Origin of the sequence: Salinivibrio sp. IB868 (genome assembly GCF_001995655.1) — a bacterium.
Lineage (GTDB): Bacteria > Pseudomonadota > Gammaproteobacteria > Enterobacterales > Vibrionaceae > Salinivibrio > Salinivibrio siamensis.
The window spans coordinates 53,955-66,738 of the sequence record NZ_MUEW01000008.1 but is presented as its reverse complement, the minus strand read 5'-3'; the positions used below and the strand labels follow the sequence as shown (position 1 = coordinate 66,738).

The 12,784-nt window shown below is 50.3% G+C and carries 13 protein-coding genes; 4 read left to right on the top strand and 9 right to left on the bottom strand.

Annotated features, from left to right (window positions below; translation table 11 throughout):
• Window positions 1–14: 14 nt before the first annotated feature.
• Window positions 15–1,340: an amino-acid N-acetyltransferase gene (gene argA, locus BZG20_RS09980; RefSeq protein ID WP_046074142.1), complete on the bottom strand. Its 1,326-nt coding sequence runs from the start codon at window positions 1,338–1,340 to the stop codon at window positions 15–17.
• Window positions 1,341–1,592: 252 nt separating this feature from the next.
• Between argA and BZG20_RS09975 the strand changes: the two genes are divergently transcribed.
• Window positions 1,593–1,949 (top strand): DUF2850 domain-containing protein, encoded by a 357-nt coding sequence (locus tag BZG20_RS09975; protein WP_046074143.1) that lies wholly within the window; start codon window positions 1,593–1,595, stop codon window positions 1,947–1,949.
• A 30-nt stretch (window positions 1,950–1,979) separates the two neighbouring features.
• Here the strand turns inward: BZG20_RS09975 and BZG20_RS09970 are convergent, their stop codons facing one another.
• Window positions 1,980–2,204 carry a hypothetical protein gene (locus BZG20_RS09970; RefSeq protein WP_046074144.1) on the bottom strand — a complete coding sequence of 75 codons (225 nt, stop codon included), beginning with the start codon at window positions 2,202–2,204 and terminating at the stop codon, window positions 1,980–1,982.
• A gap of 235 nt (window positions 2,205–2,439) precedes the next feature.
• On the opposite strand from BZG20_RS09970, the gene mltA reads away from it, so the two are divergent.
• Complete coding sequence (gene mltA / locus BZG20_RS09965) at window positions 2,440–3,519, top strand: murein transglycosylase A (RefSeq protein ID WP_077578901.1); 1,080 nt, start codon at window positions 2,440–2,442, stop codon at window positions 3,517–3,519.
• A gap of 75 nt (window positions 3,520–3,594) precedes the next feature.
• Here the strand turns inward: mltA and BZG20_RS09960 are convergent, their stop codons facing one another.
• The 3 genes from BZG20_RS09960 to BZG20_RS09950 form a co-directional block, all read right to left on the bottom strand.
• Complete coding sequence (locus BZG20_RS09960) at window positions 3,595–4,566, bottom strand: TAXI family TRAP transporter solute-binding subunit (protein WP_046074145.1); 972 nt, start codon at window positions 4,564–4,566, stop codon at window positions 3,595–3,597.
• A gap of 142 nt (window positions 4,567–4,708) precedes the next feature.
• The gene (locus tag BZG20_RS09955; protein WP_077578900.1) at window positions 4,709–5,536 is read right to left on the bottom strand and encodes a 3-keto-5-aminohexanoate cleavage protein; all 828 of its coding nucleotides are present in this window, start codon (window positions 5,534–5,536) and stop codon (window positions 4,709–4,711) included.
• A gap of 40 nt (window positions 5,537–5,576) precedes the next feature.
• Window positions 5,577–6,902 (bottom strand): aspartate aminotransferase family protein, encoded by a 1,326-nt coding sequence (locus BZG20_RS09950; RefSeq protein ID WP_077578898.1) that lies wholly within the window; start codon window positions 6,900–6,902, stop codon window positions 5,577–5,579.
• A gap of 99 nt (window positions 6,903–7,001) precedes the next feature.
• Here BZG20_RS09950 and BZG20_RS09945 point away from each other — a divergent pair, with 99 nt between their 5' ends.
• The gene (locus BZG20_RS09945) at window positions 7,002–7,919 is read left to right on the top strand and encodes a LysR substrate-binding domain-containing protein (protein ID WP_198531475.1); all 918 of its coding nucleotides are present in this window, start codon (window positions 7,002–7,004) and stop codon (window positions 7,917–7,919) included.
• A 32-nt stretch (window positions 7,920–7,951) separates the two neighbouring features.
• Window positions 7,952–8,767, top strand: coding sequence for a tRNA cyclic N6-threonylcarbamoyladenosine(37) synthase TcdA (tcdA, locus tag BZG20_RS09940; protein WP_077578894.1), 816 nt, complete (start codon window positions 7,952–7,954; stop codon window positions 8,765–8,767).
• A 7-nt stretch (window positions 8,768–8,774) separates the two neighbouring features.
• Here the strand turns inward: tcdA and BZG20_RS09935 are convergent, their stop codons facing one another.
• The 4 genes from BZG20_RS09935 to BZG20_RS09920 form a co-directional block, all read right to left on the bottom strand.
• Window positions 8,775–9,554, bottom strand: a complete 780-nt coding sequence (locus tag BZG20_RS09935; RefSeq protein WP_046074150.1) for a transporter substrate-binding domain-containing protein — start codon at window positions 9,552–9,554, stop codon at window positions 8,775–8,777.
• A gap of 38 nt (window positions 9,555–9,592) precedes the next feature.
• Window positions 9,593–10,309, bottom strand: coding sequence for a transporter substrate-binding domain-containing protein (locus BZG20_RS09930; RefSeq protein WP_158010031.1), 717 nt, complete (start codon window positions 10,307–10,309; stop codon window positions 9,593–9,595).
• Window positions 10,310–10,488: 179 nt separating this feature from the next.
• On the bottom strand, window positions 10,489–12,312 hold the full coding sequence (gene phaC, locus BZG20_RS09925) for a class I poly(R)-hydroxyalkanoic acid synthase (protein ID WP_046074152.1): 1,824 nt from the start codon (window positions 12,310–12,312) through the stop codon (window positions 10,489–10,491).
• A 79-nt stretch (window positions 12,313–12,391) separates the two neighbouring features.
• Window positions 12,392–12,739: a phasin family protein gene (locus BZG20_RS09920; RefSeq protein WP_046074153.1), complete on the bottom strand. Its 348-nt coding sequence runs from the start codon at window positions 12,737–12,739 to the stop codon at window positions 12,392–12,394.
• Window positions 12,740–12,784 lie beyond the last annotated feature (45 nt).

Below are 12,784 nucleotides of genomic sequence, written 5' to 3'. Positions count from 1 at the left end.
CGTGGCGAAACCCGCTAAAGCGCTAAAGTCAGCACCTTAGAGCGACGCTGATAGTTGTACAGCTCTTGGCGAGTGTTGGGGAGTGCTGACACATCAGAGAGCAAAAAGCCTTGTTCCAAAAACCAATGCAAACTGTGGGTGGTGAGCACAAAAATAGTTTCGAGCCCTTTGGCTTTGGCACGTTGCTTGAGGTGATTGAGCAGCATGACGCCGCGGTCGCCATCACGATAATCCGGATGAATGGCGACGCACGCCATCTCGCCGGTGCGCGCTTCACTAAATGGGTAGAGGGCAGCGCAGCCTATCACTAATCCATCCCGTTCGATGATGGTAAAGCGGGGGATTTCTTGCTCCAATTGTTCTCGCGAGCGGCGCACTAGGATCCCTTGTTGCTCCAACGGGCGGATCAAATCCAAGATCCCACCGATATCGTCAATCTGGGCTTGGCGCACTTTTTCGGCACGCTCCATCACGATCTGGGTGCCGATCCCTTCAATCGAGAACAGCTCTTGGATCAAGGCGCCGTCTTTTTTGTAGCTGATCAAATGACTGCGGGTGACTCCCGCGCGACACGCGGCAATCGCGCCTCGTAAAAAGCGACTGGTGCCAGAGCCAGTATCGCCAGCGGCTTCTCTCGCTTCTAGAAGTGGCTGGGCTTGGGTGGGCAGTAACTCAGAAATCACCTCATTGTCTTGGTTTAAGACCCCTTGCTCGGAGCAAAAACCAATCAATTTGTCTGCGCGTAACCGAATCGCGACTTGAGTCGCCACTTCTTCGGAGGTGAGGTTAAAGCATTCCCCCGTCACTGAGCTGGCAACCGGCCCCATCAGTACGATCGCGTTTTGATCAAGCTGGCGCTGAATGCCGTCAATGTCGATGCGGCGAATTTTGCCACTATGGCAGTAATCAATCCCTTCATCGACGCCCAACGGTTGCGCGATGACAAAATTGCCACTGATCACATTAATTTGAGCGCCCGCCATGGGCGTATTGTTGAGTCCCATGGATAAACGCGCCGTAATGTCGAGCTGCACTTGGCCGGCGGCTTGTTTGACCACTTCAAGCGCGTGGCTGTCGGTGATGCGTATTCCTTTGTGATATGGTGTTTCCAGGCCGTACTGATTTAAGGTGCGATTGATTTGCGGGCGGGCGCCAAACACCAACACCAGTTTCATGCCCAGGCTATTGAGTAGGGCGATATCATTGACGATATTCTGAAAGTTCTCATCCGCCATGGCCTCGCCGCCAAGCATGATCACCGCGGTTTTATCTCGGTGAGCATTGACATACGGCGCCGATTGGCGAAATCCTTTAACCAGGGCGGTACTTCTTATTTTCACGCGCTCATCCGTTTAATTATTCACTAATATTGCCTTTTTATTCTTTTTGTTCGGTGTGTGTCAACCCCCAAGCAAGTAGATAATTGCAGAGGAGAGGCAAGGATGTACTCTGCATCGTGATGTTTTTTGCACTACGTTTATCATTATTCGCGCAATGTTTGGGAACTATCTCTCAAGATTCGCAAGTGGTTTATCAATGTGGGTCAGTTAGTTCGTTAAAATCACAATAAAACCAATAAGTGAGGTTGTAGCGTGCGGTTAACCAAACAATTTATCATGCTGGTGATTGTTCTCGTACTGGGCTGGGTGAGTTTTACCGTGGCCACCCGCCCAGAGCTGTTTGCGCCACATATGACAGACAAACAGCTTTATGGCGAATGGGTAGAACAAGATGTGGCTCCTTATGCAGCCGACCGATTTGAAATACGTCCTGATGGTGTCTACACCAATGGGAGTCGCGCCACCACTGAGTACCAGTTTGATGGTGATCAGCTTAAATACACGATAGGAACGGAAACCTACCTGTACCGGGTTGAAGACGCAAAGACGCTCGAGCGTATTGAACCTGCTCACTACACATCTTTTTTTGCTAAAGATAAACGCTCATAAGAGGAAGTGTTATCCCCAATGCGACCTGGATCAGTAGTGCTGTGATTCCAACGTGGTGAGCAGCTCGTTGACCGAGCACTGTTTCGTCGCCACCTTTCGCAAGAGATCGGCGGTTTGCGCATCACCACCCAGACAACGCTGAATACTGGCATTAATCACTTGGCGTGTGCAGCCTTCGCTGGCCATCATCCGGATCCATTGGTACTCCACTGCATCACTATCAAGTAGCGTTGAACGCCCAACTTTTAAATCCATCGCTGCTTTACTCCTTTATGTTGCACTTTCTATGCAGTTTTGTTGCAAGGACAGTACATAATAATTATATGACACTTTGATGAATGTCGCCTTGGTAAAGGGAGTAAGCTGAATAGGGTCACAATAAATCTGTATTGGTTTGCAGACAGTTACAAACTTAACATTGAGAACTGATTGCGAAGCGGGGCGGTTTTTGCGAGCCTTAGCGCTATTAACTCACTGATTGGAATATGGTGTGAAAAAAGCGTTAGTCGTGATGGCGTGTGTGGCGGCACTCGCAGGGTGTATGCGTCCCACTGACCGGGGCCAACAATATGTGGATGGGCGATTTGAATCGATACTCACCCCGGTACCACAAGTGGTCTCTGAAAGCCCGCGAGACTTTAGTTTATTCAATGAGCAATTAGCGGAGGTGACTGCCAACTCACCCTCGTTAGTGGCGGAGCATCAAGCGGTTTATCAGCGTTTGCAAGCCTGGTTGGACGCGGGAGGCGAGATTGAGGCACTTGCGGATTATGGCTTAGGGGTGAACCAAATGGCAGGGGGAGATGATTTTGGTAATGTGATGTTTACCGGTTATTTTTCTCCTGTGATAGAGATGCGTCACCAACCGGATGCCCTGTTCCGCTATCCTGTCTACGCCAAGCCCCCTTGTGGTGAGGACTGTCCAGACCGTGCTGCTATCTATGCTGGGGCGTTGGATGGGCAGGGCTTAGAGCTGGGCTACAGCGCCTCCCTTATCGATAGTTTTATTATGGAAGTACAAGGCAGCGGCTTTGTGCATTTTGGCGATAACGACCAACTGGAGTATTTTGCCTACGGTGGCAAGAATGGTCACCCTTATGTCAGCATTGGAAAAGTACTGATCGAGAGGGGGGAAGTGCCGCGCGAAGAAATGTCGCTGAAAGCGATCCAAGAGTGGGTGGCTGCCCACAGTAAAGATGAAGTGCGTGAATTACTCGAGCAAAATCCCTCTTATGTTTTCTTTACCCCTAAGGCAGCTGATCCTGTCAGTGGTACGGCAGGTATTCCATTGAAAGCCGGGGCGTCAGTGGCGGCGGATAGACGTTATTTACCCATGGGCACTGTGTTACTGGCTGAAGTGCCTCAGTTGGATGAGCAAGGCAAATGGACGGGCGAGCATGTATTAAAGCTTCTGATGGCATTAGATACCGGTGGCGCGGTGAAAGAGAATCATCTGGACTTGTATCATGGTATGGGCCGTAAAGCAGGCGAGCAAGCCGGGCACTACAAGCACTTTGGTCGGGTTTGGAAACTGGACGCCTTAGCGCCACAAATGGTGAGCCAGCCATAATAACGGGTTAGGTGAGGCCCTTAGAAAATAAAAAAGCGAGCGTCTAACGCTCGCTTTTTGGTAAGCGGGGTTTGATTATTCAATCAACCCGGCTTCACGGTAGTAACGCGCTGCACCTGGGTGAAGTGGTGCAGACAGGCCGTCTTGTACCATTTCTTCTTTCTTCAGGTTAGCGAACGCTGGGTGGAGACGGCGGAAGTCATCAAAGTTTTCAAATACCGCTTTAACCACGTTGTAGATAACGTCTTCTGGAACTTGTGTGGAAGAAACGAACGTCGCACCCACACCAAACGTGGTGACGTCGTTGTCGTTACCGCGGTACATACCGCCAGGGATAGTGGCTTGGCGGTAATAGTCACGATCTTCAATCAGCTGTTTAGCTGCATCGTTCGCGACTTCAACCAATACGCTGTCACATGCGGTAGTCGCTTCTTGGATAGCACCACTTGGGTGACCCACGGTGTACACCATGGCATCAATTTTGTTATCACACAGCGCTTTGGATTGCTCGGCCGCTTTTAGCTCAGAAATTTGGCCGAACTTGTCCATATCCCAGCCCATTTGATCCATCAATACTTCGATAGTGCCACGTTGGCCCGAGCCAGGGTTACCAATGTTAACGCGCTTGCCTTCCAGATCATCAAAGGTTTTTACGCCCGCATCGGCACGTGCTACCACGGTAAACGGTTCTGGATGAATAGAGAAAACGGCGCGAAGCTCTTTGAATTCGCCCTGATCTTTAAATTTGCTGGTGCCTTTGTAAGCATGGTACTGCCAGTCAGATTGGGCGATACCCATATCGAGCTCGCCAGCACGAATGGTGTTGATGTTGTAGATTGAACCGCCTGTACTCTCTACCGAGCAGCGGATGCCGTGGTCATCTTTGCTCTTATTGACGAGACGGCAAATAGCGCCACCTGTTGGGTAATAAACACCAGTCACACCGCCAGTACCAATGGTCACAAACTGGTTCGCTTGCGCGCTTGCCGCGGTTCCTAGTGCGGCAGAAAAGCCGAGCGCAATCAGGGTAGGTTTCATCGCTTTCATGCTTAAGATTCCTTTTTAAGTTAGAGGTTGCTATCCGGGCGCACCCTCGAAGTTGTATAACACTCAATGACAATATGACAAAAAAGTGTCACCGCGCTATTTTTTCAATCTTTTAACAATATTTGCAAGCAATTGTATTGGGTTAAAACGATTGGGTCATGGTTTGCCTTAGTGCTTGTACAGGTTTAGTACAATATCCCAGCTTTTCCAGTGTGTTGCGTAAATCTGTGATCTGAGCTGCGTTATCTATGGCCTGGCGTTGATCAACGCGTTGGGTGTTGTTTTCAAAGCCGATTCGTATGTCTCCTCCCAGGAGCGCGGCGGTCGTTAGACAGCGGATCTCATGGTGGCCAAATGCACAGGCTGACCATCGCAGGTTGTCATGGTCGGGGAGCGCTTGCCACATGGCGATGATGTCTTCTGGGTAGCCAAATGGGGGGCTTTGATCCCGGCCTGCGACGAACAGTAAATGGTGCCCCTTTGGCGGGATAATGCCGGAGTGACGTAGCTGACGATAGCGCGCCACATCTTGGGGGTGATAGAGAATAAACTGCGTGTAAACAGCATGGTGATGTAGCCACGCAAAAAATGTTCTGGCCTCGGTGGTTTCGGAGGGATCAGGTACCAGCTCTCTTAGCGCAATGGAGACGGCCTCAGGCTTAACGGCTTTCACTAACGCGATTTGCTCTGAGGGGCGATAGCGACCCACGGCTTCGGTCGTGAGTTGAATGACCATGCGATCACCGACCGCATCTTGGACTTGCTGATAAAGCCGATGATTGAGAATGGGGTCCAAACTATGCGCGCCAGACTCATCTCGTGCATGAATGTGCGCCATGGCGGCACCGGCGTCAGCGCATGCTTGCAGGCAGTTAATCAGTGATGGCGTATCAATGGGGACGGCATGATGCTGGGAAGGCTGCAGCCGCGCGCCATTGGGGGCAACCATGATGGTGCGTGTATCGGTCATCTTTTCTCCTTAAGCCTGGGTTGAGAGCAAGACAGACTGCTTAGTGTGGCAAACAGGTGTCTAAGGTTATCCTTAGTTTTTCGGCTATCTCATCAATGTGTGGCTGTTTAATGATGTAGGGAGGCGCCAATAAAATATGGTGCCCTTGTTTGCCATCAATGGTGCCGACCATGGGATAGCACATCAGGCCGTTTTCCAGCGCAGTTTGTTTGATTTGTTTCGCTAGCGGCAATGTAGACGAAAAAGGCTGCTTTGACGCTTTATCTGCCACCAACTCAAGCGCGAGAAAGAGTCCTCGGCCACGAATGTCGCCGACAAAAGGATGGGAATGAAAATGATGAGTGAGGGTGGCTTTTAACGCCTCTCCCTGCTGGCCGGCGGCGTCTATTAGACTATCTTGCTGGATTGCTTTTAATGTGGCGAGCCCTGCAGCACAGGCAGTAGGGTGTGCCATAAAGGTGTGGCCATGTTGGAAAAAGCCCGAGCCGTTAGCGATCGCGTTGTAGATAGGGTCAGCCACAAGCGTCGCGCCAATAGGCTGATAACCGGCGGCTAGCCCTTTGGCGATAGCCACTATATCTGGAACGATATGTTCATGCTCAAAGGCGAAAAAGCGCCCAGTGCGTCCCGTACCGCACATTACTTCATCAAGGATCAGCAAAATATTGTATTGGTCGCAGATCTCACGAATACGCGTAAAGTAGCCTGCTTCGGCCGTCAATGCGCCAGCTGTCGCGCCAACGACAGGCTCAGCCACAAACCCGATGACATTCTCCGGACCTTTTTCTAACAGCATGGCTTCAAGTTCGTTGGCCACCCGCTGACCATATTCGTAAGCGGTCTCATCGGGACGCTGATCGCGATAGGCGTAACAGGGAGCAATCAGACTGGTATCCATTAATAAAGGTGCAAAGGGCGCGCGACGCCATGCGTTACCTCCCACGGACAGCGCGCCAAGTGTGTTGCCGTGGTAGCTTTGGCGTCGGGCAATAAAGTGTTGGCGCTGCGGCTGGCCAACTTCCACCCAATATTGACGTGCCAGTTTTAATGCCGCTTCCATCGCCTCTGATCCGCCACTGACCAAGTAGGCATGATTGATCGTCGCCGGTGCTAAGTCAGTGAGTATGTCGGCCAGTGCTTCACTGGTCTCGGAGGTAAAAAAGCCAGTATGCGCATAGGGAATAGCCTCGAGTTGGGCGCGAATCGCATCCAATACCGCAGGATGATGATGACCAAGGCAAGATACCGCGGCACCGCCACATGCATCTAGGTAGCGCTTTCCCTGCGTGTCAGTCAGATACATGCCGTGACCGCTCGCGATAGTAGGAAGCTCGTGATGACAGTGGCGATGAAATACGTGGCTCATACGATTGCCTCATAGTGACGTTTGCACATGAGTATGAACCGATTGTATTTTGCGCGACAAAGGATATATTTTCACCAGGCATGAAAAAAAGGAATGGGAATGGAAGCGCGTTTGCCATCGATGCGAGTGTTACAAGCGTTTGTAGTGGTCGCCCAGCAAGGCAGCTTTTCGGAAGCGGCTAAGGTATTGCATGTCAGTCAAAGTACTATCAGTAAACAAATCCAACAGCTAGAGCAGTGGATTGGACAACCCTTGTTTACGCGGACTGCGTATGGGGTGGTGCTCAATGCCATTGGAGAGACTTATCTTCAATCAGTCTCCTCAGGGATCCATGAAATTGCCAACGCGACGGCTTACGCACGTCAACAGAGTGTCCAGCAAGAGTCGGTCAGCTTGCTGGTGCCGCCATCTTTTGCCAGTCTGTGGTTAATCCCGCAACTACAAGACTTTAAAGCTCGTTATCCGTCGGTATCGGTGACGGTCAGCGCGAGTGATTCTATTCCGCAGGGGAAAGAAAAAGAGGTTGATATCCTCATCCGTTGCCAGCCACATCAACAAGCAGGCTCCCAGTCAACCTGTCTGGCTAATGAACACCTATCTTTATTAGCCGCTGCCGCTATTGTCCCTCAGCCTATTGAGCGTGCGGCGCTACTTGCTACGGTGCCGGTGCTTTCTCACCTGACCAGGCCGACACTGTGGGAACATTTTTGGCAGCAATTTGGCTTAACGGATAGCAACCCGCAGTATGGCGCGGGGTTTGAGCACTTTTTTATGGCATTGGAGGGGGTGCAGCAAGGCATGGGGATGGCATTAATTCCTACCTTTATGGCGACAACCAGTCTACGACAAGGAAAAGTCGTGAACCCTTTGGGGCTAGGTATTGATAGCGGCTATGGTTATTACCTCTACAGTGCAAGCTACAAGCAGCGCGCCGCAGGCGTTAGCCAAGTTGTGCATTGGCTTTGTGACCGCTTTGCGCGGGATCCCGCTAGACAATTATCGAGCAAGTCGGTATAACGCCCCTCGGTTTGATGAACAAAGAGACGGGTATGACACGCCAGTTATCAGATGCCTATTGGCAACGTTTTGGAGGCACCGCAAGGCTCTACGGCCAGCGTGCGCTCGAAGTATTTAGTCAAAGCCACATCTGTGTGATTGGCATTGGTGGTGTTGGCTCGTGGGCGGCAGAATCGTTAGCGCGAACCGGTGTGGGGGCAATGACATTAATTGATATGGATGATGTGTGTGTCACCAACACCAATCGTCAAATTCATGCACTGAAAGAGACTATCGGCCAAAGTAAAAGCGAGGTGATGGCCGAGCGTGTCACGGCGATCAATCCAGAATGCCAAGTGACTGTGATTGATGACTTTATCTCGCCGGATAATATTGCTGAGTACATCGACAAGCGCTTTGATTATGTGCTTGATGCTATCGATAGCATCAAGCCCAAAACGGCTCTATTGGCTCACTGCAAGCGGCACAAAATCAAAGTCATTACCGTGGGTGGTGCGGGTGGACAGATCGACCCCACTCAGATCCAAGTGGCGGATTTGACTAAAACGATTCAAGACCCGCTCGCGGCGAAGCTGCGTAATAACCTTCGTCGTTTTCATGGCTTCACGAAAACCCAGGGACGTAAGTTTGGCATTGATTGCGTGTATTCTACCGAGCAGCTCAAATACCCTCAGCCTGATGGCAGTGTGTGTGAAAGCAAAGTGTCAGCCGAGGGACCCAAACGCATGGACTGTGCCAGTGGTTTTGGGGCGGCAACCATGGTGACCGCGAGTTTTGGTTTTGTCGCTGTCTCGCGCATTTTACAAAAGCTAATCGCTGCTGATCAGCGTCGCGATCAGGCTAGCTGAGTCTGCTTTACTCTGGGGGAAGGGCGCGTAAGCCAAATTCGCCCATACGAAACGCACTCCATGCTCTTTGGTAATCGCCACTGCTTTTGAGTTGATGAATACCACGGTTTAAGCGTTCTACCCAGCGTGTGCTCTCAGGATGCTGGCGACTCAGTAGAACATGAAGGGGGGTGACACGCAGAGGGGTAGGGTGAAAAGTAATGTGCTGACGCGTGTCATCAGGCATCACAGTGCGTAGGATATCCATCACTACATATTGGTTACCAATAATCACATCGGTTTCGCCAGTGAGTAAGCTTCGCAGCTTCTCGACTTCGTTAGGATAGCGGCGTATCACCACGTCGCCACCTTGCTGATTAAAGTTTGCCAGCATGGCATCTTCTATATAGCTCTCGCTGATCCCGACGCGTAAGCCGTTTAGGCTGGCTAACGACTGCCAATCAAAGTGTCGGTTTTTGAGATGAAAAAACACCACGGTTTCGGTATAAATGGGAGCAGAGTAAACAAAGTCATTTTCACGTTTTGGGGTGTAGCCCCAGCCAACGGTCCCATGAACCGCGCCTTCTTGCGCCTTCATTTTTGCTTGCTGCCAAAGTGTAAACGCGATCTCTATCTCTAGCCCTTGTCGCTTCCCTGCCTCTTTAACGATATAGGCAATCACCCCTTGATGCGCTAAGCGATCTGAGAGGAAAGGGGGGTAATCGCCTGCCAACAATTTTAGCTGAACCTGTGCGGCGGCGATGGAAGGTAAATAAAGGAGCAGGGTCACGAGCAGTATTCGCCGCATAACACCTCCAAGATATAAAACGTCGTTACGGCCAAGGCCTAATGATTGTAGTGGGCGTGGCGAAAATGACTCCAGATCATTTGATACCGCCCATCCGCTTTGAGTCGCCGTAATGCTTTGTTAAAGCGCTCTGCCTGATCATAGCTTTGCTTTGTTTGTCGGCTAAATAAAACGTACAGCGGGGTAATTCTTATTGGTCGCGGATGATGGGCAACGTTTTGTTTTTGGCTAGGGGCCACCTCTTGTGCGATCACCCTTTTGAGTACGTCTATGTTGCCTAACGCCAAGTCGATTTGCTGAGCGAGTAGCGCATCGATTTTTGATTTTTCATCAAGGAATTCTTGGATTTTAACGTCGACGCCTGACTTTTGCAGTTCAGTCAGTGTCTTAACGTCAATAAAGCCTTTGGTCACCCCGATGGCAAAGCCATCTAGATCTTGTGGGGACTGCCAATCAAACTCGCGTTCGGTAAGGTAGAAAAAGCCAACGCTTTCGGTATAAATTGGGTCCGAGTAGATGAAGTTATTCGCACGTTCTTGTGTGTAGGCCCAGCCTATGGTGCCGTCCCATTCGCCGGTTTGAGCGAGATTCATCGACTGATGCCATGGGAAATAACCCAGTGATACCGCGATGTCTGCCTCTTGCGCCGCCTGCATCACGATTTCAGTGATCGGGCCTCCATCAGGCACAGTCTGAGTAATAAAGGGGGCATATTCACCCGATGTCAGGCGCAGTGTTTGAGCCTGTACGCTCATCGAAATGAAAAGAAGAGTGGTTAATAGACAGTACCATGCCCATCTCATATTGACGCTACACCGTTTTGCTTCCATGGCTTTGAGTGTAGTTCAATCATATAAAAAAAGGTGCACCTCAGCGTTTACCACCGAGTGTGCACCACTATTCTCAATATTGAGACGCAGGCTGTGACGTTTGATCAGGCCTGTTCTTCTTCAGGGGTTGGCGTTGCCTGAGCTTGCTGAGCCTCCGCTTCAATAGGCAGGACGTGGCGAACATATTCGCCGGGCGCCGTATCAAGCACAGGATAGGTCTCAGAGCCTATAGAGTATGGCTCCACTTGTTCTTCTGGACTGTAGCTACGTAACCATTTTTCCCAGTGGGTCCACCAAGAGCCAGTGTGATGTGACGCATTATCGAGCCACTCATCGGCACTATCAGGCAAGCTATCGTTGGTCCAAAAACCGTATTTTTTCTTCACGGGGTGGTTCACGATACCGGCAATATGCCCTGACTCGCCCAGTACAAAGGTTTTATTCCCGCCAACATTCAGTGCACCACGATAGGTGCCTTGCCAAAGCGCGATGTGATCTTCTTTGGTTGAAATGAAATAGCTGGGCACTTTGATCTTATTGAGATCAATCCAGACACCTCCAACTTTCACCCCCTTGTCCTGCACCAGTTTGTTTTCAAGGTACAAATCGCGCAGGATAAAGTTATGTGTCTTCGCGGCGACATTGGTGCTGTCACTGTTCCAATACAGCAAATCAAAGTCGACAGGACTGTTACCTTTGAGGTAATTCTCAATATAGTAGTTCCAGTACAAGCTGTTTTCACGAAGTAGGCTGAAGGTGACGCTGAGTGAACGGCCATCCATATAACCACGCGCCGTGTTTTGCGCTTCAATGGCTCGAATCAAGCTGTCATTGATGTAGGCACCAATTTCCCCCGGCTGCGAGAAGTCGAGTAAGGTGGTGAAGAAACTCGCCGATTTAATCCGTGCTTTCATGCGCTTCGCGGCATAGTAGGCGATAGTACAAGCCAGAACGGTACCACCGATACAGTAACCCACACCGTTAATCTGCGATTGGCCGGTAATGTCTTCGATGGCACTGACCGCCTTGACGGTGCCTTGGGTCACGTAGTCTTCGAAACCAATTTCGGCTTGTTCGGCAGAGGGGTTACGCCAGGACATCAAGAATACCGTATGCCCTTGTTCAACCAACCAACGAACCAGTGAGTTTTTCTCGCGTAAGTCGAGAATATAGTATTTGTTGATGAACGGAGGCACGACCAAGATGGGGGTGGTATGCACTTTTTCCGTCATCGGACGATACTGAATGAGTTCGAATAACTCATTTTTATACACCACGTCGCCAGGTGTGTTGGCTACATCATCACCCACGCGAAACGCGTTATTATTGGTCATGCGCACTTTAAGAATATCCGCACTAGACTCCATATCCTGCTTAAGCTGTTCCATGCCGCGCAGTAGATTTTCGCCCTGAGACTCCAATGTCATTTTGAGCAGTTCAGGGTTAGTCGCAATATAATTACTTGGGGCCATGGCGTTAATCGCTTGGCGTGAGAAAAATGAGAGACGTTCACGGGTTTTATCATCAAGGCCTTCAATGGCATCGATGGTTTCCATATAGGTACGCCCAAACAGCAGATAGGACTGTTTGATAAAGTTGTAAAGGACATCTTCCTGCCAAGCCTTATCCTTAAAACGTTTATCGTCGCTGCCTTCGCTCACTACCTCTCCCGTGTTATCACGCGCGAGCATGGCGTTCTGCCAGATTTGCATCTGTTGTTCCCACCACTGCATTTGCACTTGTAGAAGTGCAGCGGGTTGTTGAGCCGCGCCTTCCAGCAACTGAGCAGTGTCTTGCAGGCTGACTTCCTGCATGGCTTGATTGAACGGTGTATTTACGGCTGCCTTGCCCTGCTCAAGATCCTGCCACCATTGCTGGTTTTGTTCTTGCAGCCTGGCAAGGTAGTCCGAAAAGAAGTGATGAAACATAGTCTTGCCCTCTTGATCGGATAAGCACTACAAAGGCCTGCCGTCAATGACAGCAGGCACTAGTGCAAAAACCCTGCCTTTATGCTGGGGTGCCGGCTTTCATATTCTCAGCCGTGAGTTTGTCGATATCTTCTTTAAACTCTTTGGCGATGTTTTGCAGCTTGGCGCTGTCATCCATCATTTGCTGAGACAGCTTGGTCAAAGCGGCCAGCTGTTGGCTGCTGAATGACGTCATACTTGAGACATCTTTCACTTCGCTGGCTGCTTTCATTTGCTCTAGACCGAGCTCGCTATAGGTGCGCATAGCATTCATTTGTAGCTCAGTCAGCGTCTCAACATTTTTGGCTACCAACTTGTTGAAATTAACATAGGGAGCCAGGGCTTTTTCAGATTGCTCAGAAAACGCTTTAAACATATCTGTGTACATGGTGTATCTCCTGATAGTGTTGTGTATGGGTTTCTAACCCAAGGT